The organism is Pseudomonas sp. Irchel s3b6 (assembly GCF_900187415.1).
Classification (GTDB): domain Bacteria; phylum Pseudomonadota; class Gammaproteobacteria; order Pseudomonadales; family Pseudomonadaceae; genus Aquipseudomonas.
In genome coordinates this window covers 86,140-107,760 of record NZ_FYDM01000005.1, presented here as the reverse complement: position 1 = coordinate 107,760, position 21,621 = coordinate 86,140, and the positions used below count along the sequence as shown (strand labels likewise).

General features: G+C 61.5%; 21 protein-coding genes and 1 pseudogene. 12 read left to right on the top strand and 10 right to left on the bottom strand.

Annotation, left to right across the window (positions count from 1 at the left end):
- A pseudogene (locus CKW07_RS25710) lies at positions 1-70 on the bottom strand (hypothetical protein); the annotation flags it as partial.
- 318 nt (positions 71-388) lie between these two features.
- On the opposite strand from CKW07_RS25710, the gene CKW07_RS11075 reads away from it, so the two are divergent.
- Positions 389-889: a phosphate-starvation-inducible protein PsiE gene (locus tag CKW07_RS11075; RefSeq protein WP_095144938.1), complete on the top strand. Its 501-nt coding sequence runs from the start codon at positions 389-391 to the stop codon at positions 887-889.
- On the opposite strand, the gene CKW07_RS11070 is transcribed toward CKW07_RS11075, so the two are convergent.
- From CKW07_RS11070 to CKW07_RS11060, 3 genes are all read right to left on the bottom strand, one after another.
- Positions 886-1,203 carry a DUF3509 domain-containing protein gene (locus tag CKW07_RS11070; protein ID WP_095144937.1) on the bottom strand — a complete coding sequence of 106 codons (318 nt, stop codon included), beginning with the start codon at positions 1,201-1,203 and terminating at the stop codon, positions 886-888. The two genes, CKW07_RS11075 and CKW07_RS11070, sit on opposite strands and share 4 nt — an antisense overlap.
- 398 nt (positions 1,204-1,601) lie before the next feature.
- Positions 1,602-2,903 (bottom strand): serine/threonine transporter, encoded by a 1,302-nt coding sequence (locus CKW07_RS11065; RefSeq protein ID WP_095144936.1) that lies wholly within the window; start codon positions 2,901-2,903, stop codon positions 1,602-1,604.
- 86 nt (positions 2,904-2,989) lie between these two features.
- A complete protein-coding gene (locus CKW07_RS11060; protein WP_095144935.1) occupies positions 2,990-4,366 on the bottom strand; it encodes an L-serine ammonia-lyase in 1,377 nt (458 codons plus the stop codon).
- Positions 4,367-4,501: 135 nt separating this feature from the next.
- Here CKW07_RS11060 and CKW07_RS11055 point away from each other — a divergent pair, with 135 nt between their 5' ends.
- The 5 genes from CKW07_RS11055 to CKW07_RS11035 all read left to right on the top strand — a co-directional run bounded on the left by CKW07_RS11055 (position 4,502) and on the right by CKW07_RS11035 (position 8,524).
- Complete coding sequence (locus CKW07_RS11055) at positions 4,502-5,449, top strand: LysR substrate-binding domain-containing protein (RefSeq protein ID WP_095144934.1); 948 nt, start codon at positions 4,502-4,504, stop codon at positions 5,447-5,449.
- Between the two features lie 212 nt (positions 5,450-5,661).
- Positions 5,662-6,069, top strand: coding sequence for an HPF/RaiA family ribosome-associated protein (locus CKW07_RS11050; protein WP_095144933.1), 408 nt, complete (start codon positions 5,662-5,664; stop codon positions 6,067-6,069).
- A gap of 251 nt (positions 6,070-6,320) precedes the next feature.
- Complete coding sequence (locus tag CKW07_RS11045; RefSeq protein ID WP_095144932.1) at positions 6,321-6,614, top strand: DUF3649 domain-containing protein; 294 nt, start codon at positions 6,321-6,323, stop codon at positions 6,612-6,614.
- Positions 6,611-8,197: a PepSY domain-containing protein gene (locus CKW07_RS11040; RefSeq protein WP_095144931.1), complete on the top strand. Its 1,587-nt coding sequence runs from the start codon at positions 6,611-6,613 to the stop codon at positions 8,195-8,197. Before CKW07_RS11045 ends, CKW07_RS11040 begins: the two co-directional genes overlap by 4 nt.
- Complete coding sequence (locus tag CKW07_RS11035) at positions 8,198-8,524, top strand: DUF3325 domain-containing protein (protein WP_095144930.1); 327 nt, start codon at positions 8,198-8,200, stop codon at positions 8,522-8,524.
- Positions 8,525-8,606: 82 nt separating this feature from the next.
- On the opposite strand, the gene CKW07_RS11030 is transcribed toward CKW07_RS11035, so the two are convergent.
- Positions 8,607-9,482 carry a helix-turn-helix domain-containing protein gene (locus tag CKW07_RS11030; RefSeq protein ID WP_095144929.1) on the bottom strand — a complete coding sequence of 292 codons (876 nt, stop codon included), beginning with the start codon at positions 9,480-9,482 and terminating at the stop codon, positions 8,607-8,609.
- Positions 9,483-9,618: 136 nt separating this feature from the next.
- Here CKW07_RS11030 and CKW07_RS11025 point away from each other — a divergent pair, with 136 nt between their 5' ends.
- Positions 9,619-10,521, top strand: coding sequence for a DMT family transporter (locus CKW07_RS11025; protein WP_095144928.1), 903 nt, complete (start codon positions 9,619-9,621; stop codon positions 10,519-10,521).
- 121 nt (positions 10,522-10,642) lie between these two features.
- On the opposite strand, the gene CKW07_RS11020 is transcribed toward CKW07_RS11025, so the two are convergent.
- Together CKW07_RS11020 and CKW07_RS11015 are read right to left on the bottom strand one after the other, a co-directional pair.
- Complete coding sequence (locus tag CKW07_RS11020) at positions 10,643-11,617, bottom strand: D-glycerate dehydrogenase (RefSeq protein ID WP_095144927.1); 975 nt, start codon at positions 11,615-11,617, stop codon at positions 10,643-10,645.
- 336 nt (positions 11,618-11,953) lie between these two features.
- Positions 11,954-12,922 carry a LysR family transcriptional regulator gene (locus CKW07_RS11015; protein ID WP_095144926.1) on the bottom strand — a complete coding sequence of 323 codons (969 nt, stop codon included), beginning with the start codon at positions 12,920-12,922 and terminating at the stop codon, positions 11,954-11,956.
- A gap of 193 nt (positions 12,923-13,115) precedes the next feature.
- Here CKW07_RS11015 and CKW07_RS11010 point away from each other — a divergent pair, with 193 nt between their 5' ends.
- From CKW07_RS11010 to CKW07_RS10995, 4 genes are read left to right on the top strand one after another with little or no spacing between them, the layout of a single operon-like run.
- The gene (locus tag CKW07_RS11010) at positions 13,116-14,627 is read left to right on the top strand and encodes an efflux transporter outer membrane subunit (RefSeq protein ID WP_095144925.1); all 1,512 of its coding nucleotides are present in this window, start codon (positions 13,116-13,118) and stop codon (positions 14,625-14,627) included.
- A gap of 10 nt (positions 14,628-14,637) precedes the next feature.
- Positions 14,638-16,824 carry an FUSC family protein gene (locus tag CKW07_RS11005; protein ID WP_095144924.1) on the top strand — a complete coding sequence of 729 codons (2,187 nt, stop codon included), beginning with the start codon at positions 14,638-14,640 and terminating at the stop codon, positions 16,822-16,824.
- Positions 16,814-17,014, top strand: coding sequence for a DUF1656 domain-containing protein (locus CKW07_RS11000; protein ID WP_095077709.1), 201 nt, complete (start codon positions 16,814-16,816; stop codon positions 17,012-17,014). Before CKW07_RS11005 ends, CKW07_RS11000 begins: the two co-directional genes overlap by 11 nt.
- A 10-nt stretch (positions 17,015-17,024) precedes the next feature.
- Positions 17,025-17,888: an HlyD family secretion protein gene (locus tag CKW07_RS10995; protein ID WP_095144923.1), complete on the top strand. Its 864-nt coding sequence runs from the start codon at positions 17,025-17,027 to the stop codon at positions 17,886-17,888.
- Between the two features lie 110 nt (positions 17,889-17,998).
- Here CKW07_RS10995 and CKW07_RS10990 read toward each other — a convergent pair whose 3' ends face one another.
- Both CKW07_RS10990 and CKW07_RS10985 read right to left on the bottom strand, forming a co-directional pair.
- Positions 17,999-18,397 carry a DUF4440 domain-containing protein gene (locus CKW07_RS10990; RefSeq protein WP_095144922.1) on the bottom strand — a complete coding sequence of 133 codons (399 nt, stop codon included), beginning with the start codon at positions 18,395-18,397 and terminating at the stop codon, positions 17,999-18,001.
- Entirely contained in the window at positions 18,394-19,773 is a 1,380-nt protein-coding gene (locus CKW07_RS10985; protein ID WP_095144921.1) for an MFS transporter, read from the bottom strand. The genes CKW07_RS10990 and CKW07_RS10985 overlap by 4 nt, the downstream gene beginning before the upstream one ends.
- A 109-nt stretch (positions 19,774-19,882) precedes the next feature.
- Here CKW07_RS10985 and CKW07_RS10980 point away from each other — a divergent pair, with 109 nt between their 5' ends.
- The gene (locus CKW07_RS10980) at positions 19,883-20,770 is read left to right on the top strand and encodes a LysR family transcriptional regulator (RefSeq protein WP_095144920.1); all 888 of its coding nucleotides are present in this window, start codon (positions 19,883-19,885) and stop codon (positions 20,768-20,770) included.
- A gap of 22 nt (positions 20,771-20,792) precedes the next feature.
- On the opposite strand, the gene CKW07_RS10975 is transcribed toward CKW07_RS10980, so the two are convergent.
- On the bottom strand, positions 20,793-21,617 hold the full coding sequence (locus CKW07_RS10975; protein ID WP_095144919.1) for an SDR family oxidoreductase: 825 nt from the start codon (positions 21,615-21,617) through the stop codon (positions 20,793-20,795).
- Positions 21,618-21,621: the final 4 nt, after the last annotated feature.

The following is a 21,621-nucleotide window of genomic DNA, read 5'->3' as shown; positions in this document are numbered from 1 at the left end:
CAGCTTCGGCTTTATCCATGAACAAGCGCTCCAGATCTCGGCTGCTGCGGTATACCACTTCGACGGCCATTTACCACCTCACATGCCTTCACATTAGTTGTCTTTTACGACTACTGTATTTATATACAGCTAAAGGATAAGCGAATCCCTGCGCTTTGGGTAGTGGCTTTTTAATGTAGACGTGTTTGCGGGTTTGTCTTCCAGGATCAATGCTGTCCCTTGCGGGAGCGGATTTGCCCGCGAAGGTGTGGGTAAATGCAATGCGGAAGTGTCCAGTCGTAATCCATTTTCATCTCACTCCATAGCCGCTGGCCTTTTTTCTGCATGCAGAACAACCGTCACGTCGAACCCGCATCATCCGGTCGAGCCGACCTAAGGAAGAACCACCGTGAAAATCAATTGGGCGGAGCGACTTCGCCAGAACGTGCATGAACTGGCCGAGTCCCTGGGCAATCTGTTCGTTGAAACCTTCCATTACCTGGCGCTGTTCGCCATCGGCGCGGTGACGGCCTGGGCGGCGGTCATGGAGTTTCTCGGCATGATCGAAGAGGGACACATCAAGATCGATGACATCTTGCTGCTGTTCATTTACCTGGAACTGGGGGCGATGGTCGGGATTTACTTCAAGACCAACCACATGCCGGTGCGTTTTCTGATCTACGTGGCGATCACCGCCTTGACCCGCCTGCTGATCTCCAACGTCTCGCATCACAACCCGCCGGACCTGGGCATCATCTACCTGTGCGGTGGGATTCTGTTGCTGGCGTTTGCGATTCTGGTGGTGCGTTATGCCTCTTCGCAGTTCCCTTCGGTGAAGATCGAACACCCGCAGCGCAAGATCGGTGCGGGCTCCAGTGAGCATCCGGAAGTCGAGAAGGGCGAGCTTTAATGCCGGGCTGACACGGGCAGCGGGGCCTTGCGTATCGATGTCGGCAGCCGGTGGTTGTCGCCATCGGTCATGGTTTCGAGGATCGCCACGGCGCTATGGCCCTGTTCGATGGCAATGCCGAACTGAATGCTTTGCACCAAGCGCTTGAGGCGCTTGGGGTCATTGCGTTGTTCGGCGCTGATCATCCGTTTGGCGACGATTCGGCCGGTGTTGGACAGGGTTAGCATGATGCCGCCGTCCAGCCCTTGAATGCTCAGGTTGACCTGATAGTCCGGGGCAAAGGTGTCGGTTATCAGTTGGAAAGGGTTATCCATGATGCGTCACCGCTTGATTGGATCGTGCAGTCATTGACCGGTCGAGATCAGGATTGGTTCGCTTTTCCAGACCATCGGCAAGCCGTTCGCGAAAGTTCGAGCGATTTCCATGTCGCTCGAACTTTGGCAAAGCAAAGGACATGCCGAGCATTCCCGGGCGCCGCAGAACCGGCAATAAAAAGGCGAGCCTAGTGGCTAATACCGATCAGTTAGGGAGATGAGGTCGAATGTGTAGGAGCGAGCTCGCTCGCGATGAACTCAAGAGCAACGCGCTTAATCAGAAAACACGCGCTATCGTTAACGTCCATCGCGAGCACGCTCGCTCCTACAAAGGTCGGCGCTCGCTTAACTGACTGGCATTGAGCCTAGTGGCTCGCCTTTTTGGTTTCCGGTCCGTTTCAGGGCATGACGGAATAGATGATCGCAGACAGTGCGATCAGGCCGATCAGCACCACGAACACATTCGAGAGTTGACCCGAATACTGGCGCAGAGATGGCACGCGCCGAATGGCATACATCGGCATCAGGAACAGCAGGCAAGCGATCACCGGCCCGCCGAGGGTTTCGATCATGCCCAGGATGCTCGGGTTGAAGGTGGCGACGGCCCAGCAACTGAGGATCATGAACAACGCGGTGGCGCGGTTCAGCCAACTGGCCGACATCACCCGGCCACGGCTGCGCAGGCTTTTCACGATCAGCCCCTGGAAGCCTTCGCTGGCGCCGATGTAATGGCCCAGGAAGGACTTGGTGATCGCCACCAGCGCGATCAACGGCGCGGCATAGGCGATGACCGGGGTCTGGAAGTGGTTGGCCAGGTACGACAGGATCGAGATGTTCTGTGCCTTGGCGGCCGCAAGATCTGCCGGTGACAGGGCCAGCACGCAGCTGAAGCAGAAGAACATCACCGTCACCACCATCATGCTGTGGGCGACCGCGAGAATACCGCTGCTCTTTTGTTCGGCCTGGGCACCGTAGCGCTGTTTCTGATCGACGGCGAAGGCCGAGATGATTGGCGAGTGGTTGAACGAGAACACCATCACCGGGATCGCCAGCCACAGGGTCTTGAGAAACACCGACATGGGCATGCCGTCGCCGGCCGAAGCAAAGAATGCACCGTTCCAGTTCGGGATCAAGCTCACTGCCAGTAACAGCAGTGCGGCGACAAACGGATACACCAGCACGCTCATGGCTTTGACGATCACGCCCTGGCCGCAACGAACGATGGCCATCAGCCCCAGAATCAACGCCAGCGACAGCACCGCGCGCGGTGGCGGGGTCATGTGCAGTTGGTGCTCCATGAAGCTGCCCAGGGTGTTGGTCAGCGCCACGCTGTATACCAGCAGGATCGGGAAGATCGCAAAGAAGTACAACAAGGTGATCAGCTTGCCGGCACCGATGCCGAAGTGTTCTTCCACCACTTCAGTGATGTCGCCGGAACGCCCCGACAGCACGAAGCGGGTCAGGCCACGGTGGGCGAAGAAGGTCATCGGGAAGGCCAGCAGCGCCAACACCAGCAACGGCCAGAAGCCGCCGACGCCGGCGTTGATCGGCAGGAACAGCGTGCCCGCGCCGATGGCCGTGCCGTACAGGCCAAGCATCCAGGTGGTGTCGTGCTTGCTCCAGCCTTGGCGGGTTGTTGCGGTGTCGCGGGTGACGTCTACAGCAGGATTTTCAGCAGCAGGTGTACGTATATCGGTCATCGTTTTTGCCTCGTTATTATTCTTGCTCGGGCTCACGTGGGGCAGGTCACCTGAAGCGACCTGCCAGGGTGGTCAGGGAATGCTCGTCAGCATTCCACCCAGCTGACAGCCAGGCCGCCCCGTGAAGTCTCTTTGTATTTATCGTGCATGTCGGCACCGGTATCGCGCATGGTGCGGATGACCCGGTCCAGGGAAATGAAGTGCTTGCCGTCGCCGCGCAGGGCCATCTGGGTGGCGTTGATCGCCTTCACCGCGGCAATCGCGTTGCGCTCGATGCACGGCACCTGGACCAGCCCGCCGACCGGGTCGCAGGTCAGGCCGAGGTTGTGTTCCAGGCCGATTTCGGCGGCGTTTTCCAACTGTTCGGGGGTGGCGCCCAGCACTTCGGCCAGGCCGGCAGCCGCCATGGCGCAGGCGGAACCGACTTCGCCCTGGCAGCCGACTTCGGCCCCGGAGATCGAAGCGTTTTTCTTGCACAGGATGCCCACGGAGGCCGCGGCGAGGAAAAACGCCACCACATCATCGTCCGAGGCGTCGGGGTTGAACTTCATGTAGTAGTGCAACACCGCCGGGATGATCCCGGCCGCACCGTTGGTAGGCGCGGTGACCATGCGTCCGCCGGCGGCGTTTTCTTCGTTGACCGCCAGGGCGAACAGGTTCACCCACTCCATCGCCGAGAGGGTCGAGCTGATGACGTTCGGCTTGCCGATTTCCAGCAGGCTGCGGTGCAGTTTTGCCGCGCGACGTGGCACGTCCAGGCCACCGGGCAGTACACCTTCGTGGCTCAGGCCTTGCTCGACGCACTCGCGCATCACCGACCAGATATGCAGCAGCCCCTGACGAGTTTGCGCGTCGCTGCGCCAGGCCCGTTCGTTGGCCATCATCAACTCGGCTACCCGCAGGCCGTGTTGGTTGCACAGCGCTAACAGTTCAGCGGCGCTGGAGAAATCGTACGGCAATACCACGTCGTTGGCCGCCGGCACGCCGGAGTCGACTTCGGCCGCTTCGACGATAAAGCCGCCGCCCACCGAATAGTAGGTTTGCTCGAACAAGGGGCCGGACTCGCCAAAGGCGGTCAACGCCATGGCGTTGGGATGGTAGGGCAGGCTTTCATCGAGTAGCAGCAAATCGCGCTGCCAATCGAAGGCAATGCTCAGGCGCCCGGCCAGCAGCAGTTCACCGCGGTCACGCACCTGGGCAATGCGCGAAGGGATGCTGGTGGGGTTGATGCTGTCGGGCCATTCGCCCATCAGGCCCATGACGCAAGCGCGGTCGGTGGCGTGGCCGACACCAGTGGCGGAAAGCGAGCCGTACAGGCGCACTTCCACGCGCCAGACCTGCCCCAGCAGACCTTGGTCAAACAACGATTGGGCGAAGGTGGCGGCGGCGCGCATCGGGCCGACGGTGTGAGAGCTGGACGGACCGATACCGACTTTGAAGAGATCGAAAACACTGATAGCCATGCTAAAGCCTTACAAGCAATGGAGTAGGAATCGCTGCCATTTTTTGTAGGACAAGCGCAATGTCGGCGATACTGCCTACCTCGGTCATCAGTGACCAACGAAACTTCCTAAGACAGGCTTTAGTAGGACTAAACGATGAGTCGTCAATTTCATGCCCAGACCTACGTCTGGCTGCATGTGTTTTCCTGTGCGGCGCGACACTTGTCGTTCACCCGTTGCGCCGAAGAGTTGCACATCACCCCCGGGGCCGTGAGCCAGCAGATTCGCCAACTGGAAGAGCGCCTGGGTTTTCGCCTGTTTCATCGTCGCGCGCGGGGCGTCGAGTTGAGTGCCGAGGGCCAGCGCCTGGCGATCACCGTCAACGAGGCTTATGGCAGCATCGACGCGGAATTGCGCCGGCTGGACGCCGGCATGATTAGCGGCATTCTGCGCCTGCGCTCCATCCCTTCGTTTCTGGGCAAATGGCTGACCCCGCGTCTGCCACGCTTGCAGCAGCGTTATCCGGATATCCAGTTGCGCCTGGTGGCCGAGGACAGCAGCGTGGCGCTGCACGAAGGCGACTTCGACCTGGCGATCGACCTGAACGACGGTAGCTACCCAGGGTTGTTATCCACAACCTTGCTCGATGAACAGATTTTCCCGGTCTGCGCGCCGAATTTGTTGCGTGGCCGGCCACCGCTGCACGGGCCAGCGGATCTGGTGCACTTTGCGTTGTTGCACGACATCACCGCCTGGCGCGGCAGCTATGAATATGCTGAGTGGGAGTTCTACCTGAATGCGATCGACTTCGACGGTGCCGACGTACGGCGTGGCCATACGTTCAATCGCAACCATCTGACCATCGAGGCCGCGATTGCCGGCATGGGCGTGGCCATCGCCCGGCGGACCTTGCTCAACGACGAACTGGAACGAGGCACGCTGATCGTGCCCTTTGGCGTCGCCGTGCCCAACTACAAGCGCTACGTGCTGTTGTATGCACCGGGGGCGCTGAGCCATCCGGGGGTACGCGCGGTGCATGACTGGCTGGTGGAGGAGGCGGAAATCTTTCGCGGGATGCACCCGTTGGGCGAGGGGCAGCCATGAGGTTTTTGGGCTGCGTTGCAGGGCGAGCGAACTCCCGACCTTAACAGCGCTTTTGCCGGTTGTCCGACTTTTTTTGCGTATGAATATTTATCTTTTTTTAGGGGTTGAATTGTTTCTCCGTCTGCCCAACTCTGTAAGTAAGAGGTCACGGTCACTCAGGTTTCAACGCTACACCGGACCTCTCGCGAGCTAGCTGAAATAAGGGATGAACTATGCAAATCCAAGTCAACAGCGATAACCATATTCAAAGCAGCATCCGACTGGAGGAGTGGGTACGTACTACCGTAGAGAGCGCGCTCGAACGATATGAAGAGGACCTGACACGGGTCGAGGTTCACCTGCGGGACGAGAACGGCGATAAACCCGGTCCACACGATATGCGCTGCCAGCTTGAAGCGCGGCCAAAAGGCCATCAACCGGTATCCGTGACTCATAAAGCCGAAAACCTGGAACTGGCCATCGAAGGGGCGGCCACCAAGCTTGAACATGCGCTGGAGCATCTGTTCGGCAAATTGCGCGGTAAACGCGCCACCGTGACACCCATCCAGTCTGGTGCTCACGCCGATGCACTGCTTGAAGAAGAATTTCTTGAGAACGAGCAGGCAGCGCTTAATGGCTGATGCCTGAAACACGTCTACAACCCAATGAAAACGGGCCTGCAATTGCAGGCCCGTTTTGTTTTTGGGGTCTGTTGATACCTTGCTGGTGTTCGATGAACCCACGGCGTAACCCCCCGCCCGACGTGCCTTGGCACTGTTCTTTGATCAGTCCACTTTTGCATATGAGAATATCTATCATTACCATTGGGCCCTGTTGACCCTGTGCAGGCATGGACCGCGTGCAGGTTTCCCCAAGGTTTCAAGGTCGAAACATGAAAAGCCTCCCCATTTCCTATCGTATGGCCGTCACTTCCCGGGTGCTGGCAGCACTGCTGGGTGGATACATCCTGGCGGCGCTGGCCAGTATCTGCATGGGCCTCTGGCTCCCGATGCCCCGCGCCGAAGCCGTCCTCAGTGGCATGATGACCTCGTTTCTGGTCTACCTGGTGGCGGTGCTCTGGTGCTTTGCCTGCCGTAGCGCCTGGCAGGCATGGTCCGGTGTGATGGTCCCCAGCCTGGTGTTGGCGGCCGTGAGTGGCCTGGGTTACTGGCTGGGTCAGTCATGAAGGAAGGCTTTCGTCAGGCCATGGCCTGGTTGCACACCTGGACCGGGTTGGTCTTTGGCTGGCTGCTGTTTGCGATTTTTCTGACGGGTACCTTGTCGTACTTCAAGGATGAGATCAGTCACTGGATGCAGCCGGAAGTGCCGGTGCGCTCGGTTAGCACCGAGGCCAGCCTGACGTTGGCGCAGGACTACCTGCAACAACACGCGGCGGGTGCCGGACGCTGGGTGATCAGCCTGCCCAGTGCCCGCGATCCAGGCCTTTCAGTGTTCTGGCAGGCGCCGGGCAACGAAGGGCGACGCGGCAATCGCGAGCAACGCCAACTCGATCCGCTGACCGGTGAACGGGTCCAGGCCAGGGATACCCGCGGCGGGGACTTCTTCTATCGCTTCCACTTTCAATTGCAGATGCCGCACCCGTGGGGTCGTTGGTTGTCGACGGCGGCAGCCATGCTGATGCTGGTGGCGCTGATCACCGGGATCATCACTCACAAGAAGATCTTCAAGGACTTCTTCACCTTCCGCCCGCGCAAGGGCCAGCGCTCCTGGCTCGATGGGCACAACGCGGTGGGGGTGCTGGTGTTGCCGTTTCACTTGATGATCACGTACAGCAGCCTGGTGATCTTCATGTCGATGGTGATACCCGCGAGCATCCTGGTTGCCTACAACGGCGATAGCGACGCGTACTTCAACGAACTGTTCCCGGAGTCCGACACCCCGTCGGCAGTCGGCAAGCCCGGTCAATTGCAGCCCTTGGCATTGTTCGTGGAGCGCGCCGGCAAGCACTGGTCCGGCGGGCAGGCCGCGGCAGTGACGGTGAGCAACCCCGACGACCTCAAGGCCTCGGTGAGTGTCATGCGCAGCAGTGACGACCGGGTGGTGTATGACTTTGGCAGCAGCCTGTCGTTCGATGGCGTCAACGGCCAGTTACTCACGGTGCAGGCGCAGCCGTCGATGCCGATGGCCTTCATGGGCAGTTTCTACGGCCTGCACCTGGGGCGCTTCGCCGGGCCGGTCTTGCGCTGGCTGTACTTCATTTGCGGCCTGGCCGGTACCGCGATGATTGGTACCGGGCTGGTGATCTGGCTGGGCAAGCGTCAGTTGAAACACGCCAAGAGCGGTGTGATGCCGTTTGAGCTACGTCTGGTGCAAGTGCTGAACATTGCCAGCATGGCTGGCCTGCTGATCGCCGTGGCAGCGTTCTTCTGGGCTAACCGTCTATTGCCGGTGAGCTTTGTCGAGCGCTCGACGTGGGAAGTGAACAGCTTCTTCATCGCCTGGGGATTGAGCGTGTTGCATGTAGCGTTGCGCCAGGGCCGTGCGGCCTGGGTCGAGCAATTGGCGTTGGCGGCGTTACTGTTCGCCGGCCTGCCGTTGCTCAACGCGCTGACCACTACCCGGCACCTGGGCGTGTCCATTGCCCAGGGTGACTGGGCCATGGCCGGCTTCGACCTGACCTGCCTGGGCAGTGGATTGTTTCTGAGCTGGGCCGCCTGGAGGATGTGGCGCTCAGGTCAGGCCAGTGGCGTTGTCCCGACCCGCACCGCGCGCGTACGACGGGCCACGCTTGAACACGAGGTGAACTGAATGCTGCTGCCCTTGCTCTTGTGCTACGGCGGGTTCACCGCGTTGTGCCTGTCGATGGATCGCCATCACCGCGACCTGCTCGGACGTACACCGCCGCTTCGTGTACGTCAGCTGTTGCAACTGGCGGGGTGGTCGTTGCTGGCGTTGTCATTGTGGGCGGCGGTGGCCGCCGCTGGCTGGAGCCTGGGATTGGTGGAGTGGTGCGCGGTCCTGATGCTCAGCGGGTTATGGCTGGTGTTGCTGCTGCCCTATCGCCCGCGTCTGGTCATGCTCATGGCAGGACTGGGGGTGCTGGCCAGCCCGGTTGCCGTGTTCGCCCGGTTTTAGTTGAACCTGCCCTTGATGATCACCGCGCCCTCTGAATCGCAGGCGGTGCCCCGAGATGAGGCAACAGAGCTCCGGGAGCGGATCAGCGCAAGAACGCCTGGCGGTACTCGCCAGGTGTTCCATGCATGGCCTGGCGAAAGCGGTGGGTGAAATGGCTGGCGCTGGCAAATCCACAGGCCAGTGCAATCTCGCCCAGCGGCTGCCGGGTACTGCGCAGCAGCTGCCGGGCATGGGCCAGGCGGCGGGCCAACAGGTATTGATGAGGCGGCAGGCCGAAGCTCTCGCGGAACATTCGCGCGAAGTGGTATTCCGACAGTGCGCACATCCCCGCTAACTGACCCAGGCTGATGGGCTCGGCCACTTGGCTGTCGATGTACTCGACCAGTTGCCGGCGTTGGTGCGCGGCCAATCCCCCCTTGAGGCGCACGCCCTGGCGCAGGCCAACTTGATTGAGCAGGGTATGGCTGAGCAGTTCGTGGGCGAGGCTGCTGGTCAGTAGACGTTCGCCAGGCTCATTCCAGTTCAACGCAATCAACTGGCGGAAGCGCCCGGCCTGCTGTGCATCGTCCAGGAAAGTGCTTTCCTGCAGTTGCAGCGCGCGAGGTTCGCGGTCGAGCAAGGTGATGCAGCCGAGGGCGAAGTGTTCGGGACTGAAGTACAGGTGTGCCAGGCGGATTTCACCATTGATCACCCAGGCCGATTGATGCTCGGCGGGCAGTATGCAGAGTTTGCCCGGGCCGCCCTTGATGCCGGGTTGTTCACGGCGAAAGGTCCCGGTGCCGCCGGCAATGTAGCAAGAGAGGGTGTGGTGTCCCGGCGCTTCATAGTCCTGGGCGTCATGATGATTGCTCCACAGGGCTGCAGCCATGCCGTCACCGAGCTCGGCGCTGTGCTCCAGACGAGCATTGGGCGAGCGGTTGAGGGCTTGAAAGACTTGCAGGGTTTCCAGTGCGGGCATGATCGGTTCTCCAACGCCTGCATCCTACTCCGAAGGCCTTGCCGTGCCAGCCCATCCGCCAACAAAAGCGCAAGTTTATGCAAACACGCTGCGGTCCAGGACGACAGACTGAAGGCCATCTTCAGGAGTTACCGTCATGAACCTCTCGCTCTACCTGCTGACCGTGCTGATCTGGGGCACCACCTGGATTGCCTTGAAACTGCAATTGGGGGAGGTGGCCATTGCAGTGTCCATTGTCTACCGCTTCGGCCTGGCGGCGCTGGTGTTGTTCGTGATGCTCCTGCTGAGTCGCAAGCTGCAGGTGATGAATCGGCGTGGGCACCTGATCTGCGTGGCTCAGGGCTTGTGCCTGTTCTGCATTAACTTCATGTGTTTTCTCAGTGCCAGCCAGTGGATTCCCAGTGGCCTGGTCGCCGTTGTGTTTTCCACGGCTACGCTGTGGAATGCATTGAATTCACGGCTGTTCTTCGGCCAGAAAATTGCCCGTAATGTCCTGATGGGCGGGGCGCTGGGCCTGTGCGGGCTGGGCTTGCTGTTCTGGCCTGAGGTGGTCGGTCACACGGCCAGCCCGCAAACCCTGCTGGGGCTTGGCCTGGCATTGCTGGGTACCCTGTGTTTTTCGGCCGGCAACCTGCTGTCGAGCCTGCAACAGAAAGCTGGTCTCAAGCCTCTGACGACCAACGCCTGGGGGATGGCCTATGGCGCGGCGATGCTGTCGATGTATTGCCTGGTCAAAGGCATCCCTTTCGATATGGAATGGAATGCCCGTTACATCGGTTCGTTGTTGTACCTGGTCATTCCTGGGTCGGTCATCGGCTTCACGGCGTACCTGACCCTGGTCGGGCGCATGGGGCCGGAACGTGCGGCGTATTGTACGGTGCTGTTTCCAGTGGTGGCGCTGAATGTGTCGGCCTTCGTCGAGGGCTATCAGTGGACGGCCCCCGCTTTGGCAGGGCTGGTACTGGTGATGCTGGGGAACGTGTTGGTGTTCCGTAAACCCGGGACAAAGGTCAAGCCGGTGACTACCCGATTGGCATGAGGCTGGACGCGGTCAGTTATCGTTGTCCAATGTCAGGTATATCAGTGCGGGAAACCTATATTCGATAACTACGCGCCCAGTCCCATCCAGACTTCGTGGCAGTGGAATGCGTCGCCAGGTTTCAGCCCTTCCACACCTGTGGGTTGACCAGGTCCTGCGGTCGCTCGCCCAACAGCGCGCTGCGCAAGTTGGTCAAGGCGCGGTTGGCCATGGCGTCGCGGGTTTCATGGGTGGCCGAGCCGATATGGGGCAAGGTCACGGCGTTCTTGAGCTGGAACAACGGCGACTCGGCCAGTGGCTCCTTCTCGTAGACATCCAGCCCCGCGCCGCGGATCCGATGGTTTTGCAAGGCCTCGATCAGTGCGGTTTCATCGACGACCGGGCCACGGGAGATGTTCACCAGGATGGCACTGGATTTCATCAACGCCAGTTCGCGGTGGCTGATCAGGTGTCTGGTTTTTTCACTCAGTGGCACCACCAGGCAAACGAAGTCGGCTTCGGCCAGCAGTTGGTCAAGGCTGCGAAACTGCGCGCCCAGTTCGTGTTCAAGCGCGCTTTTACGGCTGTTGCCGCTGTACAGGATCGGCATGTTGAAGCCCAGGCGACCGCGCCTGGCAATGGCGGCACCGATGTTGCCCATGCCGACAATGCCCAGGGTCTTGCCGTGCACGTCGCACCCAAATAGTGGGGCACCGACGCTGGCTTGCCATTGTCCGGACTTGGTCCAGGCATCCAGTTCGGCGACACGCCGGGCGCTGCTCATCAGCAGGGCGAACGCCAGGTCGGCGGTGCTTTCGGTCAGCACGTCCGGGGTGTTGGTGAGCATGATCCCGCGTTCGTTGAAGTAGGCCAGGTCATAGTTGTCGTAGCCGACCGACACACTGGACACCACTTCCAGTTGGCCGGCGTTTTCCAGTTGGGCACGACCGAGCTTGCGACCGACGCCGATCAAGCCGTGGGCGTGGGGCAAGGCTTCATTGAACTGTGCGCTGATGTCGCCCTGCTTGGGGTTGGGCACGATCACGTTGAAGTCGTGTTGCAGGAACTCGACCATATCGGGCGAGATACGGCTGAAGGCAAGAACGGTCTTTTTCATCGCAGGAAAGCTCGTCAGGCGGAGGAGAATGCCAAGCAAGCTAACATCTTGAACGGGGGGAGTGCGAGGGCATCAACCTGATGCTCATCAGGCTGAACACCGAATGTGTGGCGAGGGGGCTTGCCCTAATGCCAGTCAGTTAAGTGAACGCCGACCCGCGTAGGAGCGAGCGCGCTCGCGATGGACGTTAACGATAACGCGCGTTTTCTGATTGAACGCGTTGCTCTTGAGTTCATCGCGAGCACTCGAGCGTCGACCGGCGGCTCCTAGTAAGTGCGACCTCATCTCTTTCACTGCTGGGCATTGGCGAATGCCCCTCGCCATACTGGATCGCATTCAGTTCGCGACGCGAACCCCACCCAGGCTGCCACTCAATTCATAGGCGGCCAGCTCCGACTGGTGGGCCGCCAGGATCTCCGGCAGCGAGCCGCGCAGGTATTCGACCCAGGTCTTGATCTTCGCATCCAGGTACTGGCGTGAAGGGTAAATGGCGTAGAGGTTCAGTTCTTGCGAGCGGTAGTTGGGCATGACCCGCACCAGAGTGCCGTTGCGCAGGCCTTCGATGGCGGCATAGACCGGCAGCACGCCGACGCCCATGCCGCTGATGATTGCGGTTTTCATGGCATCGGCCGAGTTCACCAGGAAGGGCGAGCTGTTGATGGTGACCATCTCCTGGCCTTCAGGGCCGTCGAACAACCACTTCTCCAGCGGAATCACCGGACTGACCAGGCGCAGGCAGGCATGGTTCAGCAGGTCGCTGGGTTTCTGTGCACAGCCGTTGGCTTTCACATAGGCCGGCGAGGCACAGACGATGCTGTAGGTGATCCCCAGGCGTTGCGAGACGAAGCCGGAGTCCGGCAGTTCACTGGCCAGCACGATGGAGACGTCGTAGCCCTCGTCCAGCAAGTCCGGGACGCGGTTGGCCAGGGTCAGGTCGAACGTGACATCGGGATGGGTCTTGCGATAGCGGGCGATCGCATCGATGACAAAGTGCTGACCGATCCCGGTCATGGTGTGCACTTTCAGTTGCCCGGCCGGGCGGGCATGGGCGTCGCTGGCCTCGGCTTCGGCTTCCTCGACATAGGCCAGGATCTGCTCGCAGCGCAGCAGGTAGCGTTTACCGGCTTCGGTCAGGGCGATGCGGCGGGTCGTGCGATTGAGCAAGCGGGTTTGCAGGTGGGCTTCCAGATTGGAGACCGCGCGCGAGACGTTGGCTGTCGTGGTATCAAGCTGCACGGCGGCGGCAGTAAAGCTACCGGCTTCGGCGACGCAGCTGAAGGCGCGCATGTTTTGCAAAGTGTCCATGGGGAGCTCTCGGGGGCGATGGCAAATTGTTACACGAAGTTGCAGCTTTTTTACAGGCGACTTAAGGAGGCCGCCAACGGATTATCTCGTTAACGGTAACAAAGATTCACAGGATTCCCGGCTTATCGCCGCACAGGGCCCCCCCTAGAATTGCGCCGATTGGAAATCTCCCCCTCCTCAGGAATTTGCAGCAGTGCCGCGTCGCATCAGCAGAGAGTTGAAGACTCTCAGTGTTTGGGCTTTATCGTTAGCAATCAGCGGCTGCATCGGAACCGGAGGTATTGCCCCACAGGGCAAGGCACTCGATGCCAATACATTGGCCACCGACGAGGCCATTCAACGTGTGGCCAAGGACGCTCACTGGCCTCACGCACAGTGGTGGCGGGCCTATGGCGATCCTCAGCTCGACGCCTGGGTCGAGCTTGCCGTACAGGGTAGCCCAAGCATCGCCATGGCGGTGGCGCGCGTGCGTCAGGCCCGGGCCATGGCCGGGGTGGTCGAGTCTGCCGAGTCGTTGCAGATCAATGGCGACGCAACCCTCAAGCGCCACAACTGGCCTACCGATCAGTTCTACGGTCCGGGTGAGCTGGCCAACAGCACCACCTGGGACAACAACGCCGCGCTGGGTTTCAGTTATGCGCTGGACCTGTGGGGGCGGGAAAGCAATGCCAGCGAGCGCGCAGTGGACATGGCCCACATGACTGCCGCGCAGGCGCGCATGGCGCAACTCGAACTGCAGAACAATGTCGTTCGTGCCTACATCCAACTGTCGCTGCATTACGCCCAGCGCGACATCGTCGCTGCGACCCTCGCCCAGCAACAGCAGATTCTGGACCTGGCGCAAAAGCGCCTGGACGGTGGCATCGGCACCCATTTCGAAGTCAGCCAGGCGCAAACCCCGCTGCCGGAAACCCATCGGCAACTGGATGCCCTGGACGAAGAAATCGCCCTGGCTCGCAACCAGCTCGCCGCGCTCGCGGGCAAGGGGCCGGGGGAGGGCGCGCGCCTGCAACGGCCAAGCCTTTCGCTGGCGACGGCATTGAAGCTGCCCTCGGCCCTGCCGGCGCAATTGCTTGGCCAGCGTCCTGACGTGGTTGCCAGCCGCTGGCAGGTGGCAGCCCAGGCGCGGGGTATCGATGTAGCGCACGCTGGCTTCTACCCCAATGTCGATCTGGTCGGCAGCCTTGGCTACATGGCTACCGGCGGCGGGGCGCTGGAGTTCTTGACCGGCAAGAAGCTCAACTACAACGTAGGGCCGGCCATCTCCTTGCCGATCTTCGATGGCGGCCGGTTGCGCTCGCAACTGGGCGAAGCCTCGGCGGGCTATGACATGGCCGTTGCCCACTACAACCAGACCCTGGTCAATGCGCTCAAAAGCATCTCCGACCAATTGATTCGCCGTGAGTCCATGGACAAGCAGCAGGACTTCGCGACCAAGTCGGTGGCGGCTGCGCAGAAAACCTACGACATCGCCATGGTCGCTTTTCAGCGTGGCCTTACCGATTACCTCAACGTGCTCAACGCCCAGACGCTGTTGTTCAAACAGCAGCAGGTGCAGCAACAGGTCCAGGCGGCACGCTTGAGTGCCCATGCCGAACTGGTCACCGCGCTGGGAGGCGGGCTGGGTGCCGGCCACGATGTGCCGGCCGATGGCGAAGTCCAGGCACCCAGCACTCCGGCCATTCTCTCTGCCCTCGATCACTGAACAGGACATCATGACTTCCTTGCCTGCACCGCTGCGCTGGCTGCATTCCCTTGAGTGGCGCCGTGGTTTTTATGAATGGGCGCGCAGTGACGGCGTGACCTGGGTCTATATCTTCAAGGTGCTGATCGCGGCCTTCCTGACCCTCTGGTTGGCGATGCGCCTGGAGTTGCCGCAACCGCGTACGGCGATGATCACCGTGTTCATCGTCATGCAGCCGCAGAGCGGCCAGGTGTTCGCCAAGAGTTTTTACCGCTTCCTCGGCACGCTGACGGGGTCCGCGGTCATGGTCGCGCTGATTGCCTTGTTCGCGCAAAACACCGAGCTGTTTCTCGGTGCATTGGCGATCTGGGTGGGGATCTGCTCGGCCGGTGCCGCGCGTTATCGCAACTTTCGCGCCTACGGCTTTGTGCTGGCCGGCTACACGGCGGCGATGGTCGGCTTGCCAGCATTGGCGCACCCGGACGGGGCGTTCATGGCCGCCGTCTGGCGGGTGCTGGAAATCTCCCTGGGGATTCTCTGCGCCACCCTGGTCAGCGCCGCGATCCTCCCGCAAACCGCCAGCGCCGCCATGCGCAACGCCTTGTACCAACGCTTCGGCGTGTTTGCCCTGTTCGTCACCGATGGCCTGCGGGGGCGTAGCCAGAGCGAGACCTTCGAGAGCCGCAATGTCGGCTTCATTGCCGAAGCCGTGGGCCTGGAAGGCCTGCGCAGCGTGACCGTATTCGAAGACCCGCACATGCGCCGACGCAACGGCCGGCTCAGTCGTCTGAACAGCGAGTTCATGGGTATCACCACTCGCTTCAATGCGTTGCACCGGTTGCTTGAGCGCCTGCGCGGCAGCGCCGCCGATCATGTGGTGGCTGCCATCAAGCCGGGGTTGCAGGACCTGGCCGAGTTGCTCGACGGCTTCTCCGGCCGGGCACTGACCCATGCCGATGCAGCGCGCCTGGCGAGCCAACTGGCGGCCTACAAGGAGGGCCTGCCGGCGCGAGTGCGTAGCCTGCGGGCCAGCTTTCAGGAAGGTGTGCCCAGCGACGCCGATCTGCTGGATTTCCACACCGCGTATGAATTGCTCTATCGCTTCGTCGATGAGTTGCACAGTTATGCACAGACCCATGCGTCGTTGGCCGATCACAGCCACGAACGCGAGCAATGGGACGAACCCTTTACCCCGAAAACCAACTGGCTGGCCTCGGCCGCGTCGGGGCTTCGTGCCTCGTTCATTCTGATTGTGCTGGGCAGTTACTGGGTTGCTACCGCCTGGCCGAGCGGCGCCACCATGACCTTGATCGCGGCTGCCACGGTCGGCCTCTCCGCCGCCACACCCAACCCCAAGCGCATGGCCTTTCAGATGGCGTGCGGGACGTTGCTCGGTGCGCTGATCGGCTTCGTCGAGATGTTTTTCATCTTCCCCTGGATCGACGGTTTTCCATTGCTCTGCGTGATGTTGGCACCGGTGATCGTACTCGGTTCGTTCCTCTCTTCGCGGCCGCAATACGCCGGTGTGGGCCTGGGCTTGCTGATCTTTTTCAGCACTGGTTCGGTGCCTGACAACCCGACGGTCTACAACCCCTACACCTTCATCAACGACTACATCGCCATGGTCATGGGCATGCTGGTGTGCGCGGCGGCCGGGGCGATCATCCTGCCACCCAACAGTCGCTGGTTGTGGCGACGGCTGGAGCAGGACCTGCGCGCTCAGGTGGTGTATGCCATCAGCGGCAAGCTCAAGGGGCTGGCGTCGGGGTTTGAAAGCAGCACCCGGGACCTGTTGCACCAGGCGTATGGCCTGGCCGTCGGGCAACCTCAGGTCCAGCGTCACTTGTTGCGCTGGATGTTCGTGGTGCTGGAGGTCGGTCACGCGATCATCGAGTTGCGCAAGGAGCAGGCGATCCTGCCGGTGCACCCGGCGTATGCCGAGTCCCAGCCCTGGCGCCAGGCAATCCGCGTCATGGGGCGGGCGTTGGTGCGGCTGTTTCTGCAACCGGGCCACAGCAATCTGGAGCGTGCATTGATTGCCGTCGACCACGCCATCAGCCGGGTGCAGGCCACTGACGAACCGTTCGCCCCCCACTTCGATACCTCGGCCCTGCGCCGGGTGAAGAGTTACCTGCATTTCATCCGCACTTCGTTGCTCGACCCGCAATCGCCGCTGGCGGCCCTGGCCGCCCCGCAAGGACCTGACCATGCCTCGTGAAATCGCCTTCCACGGCGTGTATATGCCGACCATGACCCTGATGTTTTTCATCGCCGCCGCACTGGCCTGGGCGCTGGACCGGTTTTTGTCCGGGTTCGATCTGTACCGCTTCTTCTGGCACCCGGCCCTGTTGCGCCTGAGCCTGTTCATTTGCCTGTTCGGCGCCCTGGCGCTGACTGTCTACCAGTGAGACCGTTTCGATGAAAAAACTCTTCAGTCTGCTCGCGACCTTGTTGGTGCTGGCCCTTGCGATGTGGATCGGCCGGACCCTCTGGGTGCATTACATGAACACCCCCTGGACCCGCGATGGGCGGGTTCGCGCGGACATCATCAACGTCGCCGCCGATGTCAGTGGTGAAGTGGTCGATGTGCCGGTGCGTGACAACCAACAGGTGAAAAAGGGCGATGTGCTGATGCAGATCGACCCCGAGCACTACCTGATCGCGGTCAAACAGGCGCAGTCGCTGGTGGCATCACGCAAGGCCACCTGGGAGATGCGCAAGGTCAATGCACACCGCCGCGCCGATCTCGACAACCTGGTGATCTCCCGGGAAAACCGTGACGACGCCAGCAACATTGCCGACTCGGCCCTGGCCGATTACCAACACGCCCAGGCGCAACTCGAAGCGGCGCAACTGAACCTCAAGCGCACCCAGGTGCTGGCGGCCGTGGACGGTTATGTCACCAACCTCAACGTCCATCGCGGTGACTACGCGCGCATCGGTGACGCGAAAATGGCCGTGGTCGACATGAATTCGTTCTGGGTCTACGGCTTCTTCGAGGAAACCAAACTGCCCCGGGTGCGGGTGGGCGATCAGGCCGACATGCAGTTGATGAGCGGCGAAGTGCTCAAGGGGCATGTGGAGAGCATTTCCCGTGGCATCTATGACCGTGACAATCCAGAAAGTCGCGAACTGATCGCCGACGTCAACCCGACCTTCAACTGGGTGCGCCTGGCCCAACGGGTGCCGGTGCGGATTCACATCGATCACGTGCCGGAAGGTGTGCTGCTGGCAGCGGGGATTACGTGTACGGTGGTGGTGAAACAGAACAGGCAAGAGTAGTTGATCGTTCCCGCGATCGTTCCCGCGCACAGCCAAGGAATGCATCCTGTGGCGCAGAGCAACGTGGGCCGGTCGCTACCACGCAGAGCGTGGGAGCGATCGGCGGATGTTCAGTCCTGGCACCAGGTCTCATGCAAATGCCGCCACAGCATGTCACCTGACGGCCCCTTCTCAATCACCGCCGTCGCCCGGCGATCGGTCAGCACGCCGCTGGCATCCTCTTGCAATTCGCGGTAGCTGACGGTGGCGCCCCCCGCATGCTGGTCGACCCCGCGCAACTCGCTCAGCCTGATGCGCAAGCCCGGGCGAGCGCTGCCGAGTGTATCGAACAGCTGGTTCAAGGCCGGGGCATCCAGGGCATTGCCATTGGGCACGATCATCGAGAACTGCGGTGAAAAGCGTGCCAACAGGCGTGTCAGCACCTCTCTATTGCCTGTGCCGCTGAACCATTGCTCGATATCGACGTGGGTCTGGACCACTTCATTGAAGTATTCGCGGTAGTCCTTCATGGGTTTTTCTCCTTGGCAGGTTGAGGGGTAAGGTGAGCCAGCAAGGCTGCCGTGTCCATACGCAGGACGGCTGGCAAGGGCAACAGCGTCAGGGCCGCGGCGAGCAGGAAGCACAGGGCGAAGGCCGTGGGCGAGAAGGGGCCAAGCACGCTGAGCACGGAACTCAGGAACGCTGCGCCGAGACAGAAGCTCAGCTGTCGATTGATGTTCCACAGGGCGCTGGCATGGCCCATATGCGAGGCGCGAGTGTCGAGAAAGGCCAGGGTTTGCGCCGTGCTGCTGCACAGGCTGCCGCCCAGACCCATCAGGGCATAGGCAAGGATCGGCAACACCCCCCCGGGGCCTTCGATCAGGGCTAGCAAGGCGATGCCCAACCCTTGCAGCACCATGCCGCCGACCAGCAAAGGTTTAGGTCCCAGGCGCTGGAACACACGCTTGCCCAGGGTGATGGCAAGTCCCGATGCCACGGCCCAAGGCAGCATGAGCGCCCCGGTCATTGCGGGGCTGAATCCACGGTCGTGCAAATACAGCACAGCGATCAGGCTGGTGCCAATGAATACGCCAGGGACAAACAGGTAGACCACCATCGCTACACGCAACCACTGGCCTTTGAGCAGTTGCAGGTCTAGGAGTGGCGCTGGTTTGCTCCAGCCATCACGTACATACAGCCATCCCAGCACGGTACTGAGTCCCAACACTCCCAGGCCCGCAATGCGCTGTTCGCTTTCGCTCAACAGGCTCAAGGCAACCAGCAACAGGCTGATGGTCGCAGCGCCCAACACTAGACCTAGACCGTCCAGCGTAGTGCGTTGCGGCAATGGCTCGTCGGTTCTCAGCCAAAAGATCGCGAGCGCCAACGTCAGTAACGCCAGCGGTAGGTTGGCGTAGTAGATCCAGCGCCAGGACAGTGTCTGCACCACCAGCCCGCCTGCCGCAGGCGACAGTGCCGGCACCAACAGGGCGACCAGCATCACCATGGCGGTCAGGTGACTGCGCTCGGCGGCCGGAAAGTGTCGATAGGCCAGGGCTTGCCCCACCGGGATCAGTAGCCCGCCGCCGAGTCCTTGCAGCAGTCGCCAACCGATCAGCGCCTCGATCGAAGCCGCCTGCGCCGCCAGCCACGAAGCGCTGCCGAACACCATCAGTGAACCGAGGATCAAGCGTCGCTCACCGACCCTAGCCGCCAGCCACACACTCAGTGGAATGATCAAGGTCAAACCGAGCATGTAGGCGTTACTGATCCACGCCAGTTGCGTGACCGAGGCGTGCAGCTCCAGGGCGATGTTCGGAAGAGCGATGTTGCTGGCGAACATGTTCAACAGGTCGAGGGCAAAGCCCAGCAGGTACACAAGGGTGATTTTCGAGCGATAGGCCATGGCAGCCTCCGGGCAGACAGAGGCGCAGGGTAGAGCGTTCAGCGGGTTGGAAAAACGTCGTTCTGGCTGTTAGTTTGTCAAAAATATTTTGACAAGGGATCAAGACACTATGGTCAGCCTGGACCGTTTCGACACCTTCAAGGCCGTGGTCGAAGCCGGATCGTTGACGGCTGCGGCAGACTTGCTGGGCCAGACCCGTGCGGTGGTCAGTTTCAACCTCAAGCGCCTGGAGTCTGAGCTGGGTGTCACCTTGCTGACGCGCAACACCCGACAATTGGCGTTGACCGATGCCGGCGAGCGGTTTTATCAGCGCTGCCTGCGCACCCTTGATGAAGCGCAGTTGGCCATTGAAGAGGCCCGCTCGGAGCACACTCAGCTCAAGGGCACCCTGCGCCTGACCACCACGGTCGAATACGCCTTGGCCAAGGTGATTCCGGCGTTGCAGGCATTTGCTGCCTTGCACCCTGATCTGAATGTTCACCTGTCCACGTCATCGACACACGCCGACCTGATCTCCGAGCGCTTTGACTTGGCCATTCGCCTGGGGCGCATGCTCGACTCCAACCTGCGTGCGGTGCAGCTCTCGACCTTCGAGATTTTCGCCGTGGCAGCGCCGGCGCTGATTGCCCGGCATGCCGAAGTCGTGACGCTGGCGGACCTGGAGCGGCTCCCCATGTTGGGGCATGCGCGGGTGACGGAGCTGAGCGTGACGGATGCCTCGGGTAGTGAGCGGCTGTACCTGCCGGGGCCCGATAACACCACGATAGTGACCGACAGCGCCGCCACCTTGCGCGCGTTCGCCCTGTCCGGGCAAGGCGTGGCCATCCTGCCGCAATGGTTGATTCAGGACGACCTCGATGGTGGCCGCCTGGCGCGGTTGCTGCCTGATCATCACTTCGCCCGGCAAGGGGTCTACGCGTTATATCCGGATACCCGGCATTTGCCACTCAAGGTGCGGGCGTTCATTGATTTCATGAAGGGTCGGCAGGCGGGTTGAACAACCTGGCGCTTTCGCGGCCTCAGAGCTGTTCGCGCAAGCCAAAGCGCTTCATCAACCCCGACTCCAGCAAGCCCTTGGGCAGCAACCCCGCCAGCAGCGGCAGTGCCCGGCTGCCATTGCCCAGACGCAGCAAGCGTGGCGGTGTGTTCTGCTGCGCGGCCTTGAGCAGGCCGGCAGCGAACTCGGCAGCCGGCGTCGGGTGGTCCTGGGACGCCCTGGCCCGGGCCCGGATGCCCTCGCGCAGCGGCCACCACGGCGATTGCTCGCTGATCAGCTGTTCGGCTTCATGCCCGGCGTTCCTGGCGAAGCTGGACGCGATGGCGCCAGGTTGAACTTCCATCACCCGAATGCCGAACGGCGCCAACTCCATGCGCAGGGCATCGCTCAAGGCATGCACCGCGGCCTTGGAGGCGCAGTAGGCGCCCGCGAACGGCGTCACCAGCACGCCGGACACACTGCCGATGTTCACCACCAGGCCTTTGCTGCGGCGCAGCACCGGGAACAGCGCCCGGGTCACGCCGACCACGGCGAATACGTTGGTTTCGAACTGGCGTTGCAGGGCCGGCACCCCACCATCGAGCAACGGCCCCATAGCGCCATAACCGGCATTGTTGATCAGCACATCGAGGCCGCCATGCTGCTGGTTGATGCGCTCGCTCAACTGTTCGAGAGCCGCACCGTCGTTGACGTCCAGTTGCACGGCGGTGAAGCCGGCCGCCGCCAGTGTCACCACGTCCTCGGTCTTGCGCGCACTGGCCCAGACCTCGAAACCGGCCGCCTTGAAGGCATCGGCCAGGGCGCGGCCAATGCCGCTGGAACAACCGGTAATCAACGCAACGGGCATGGCG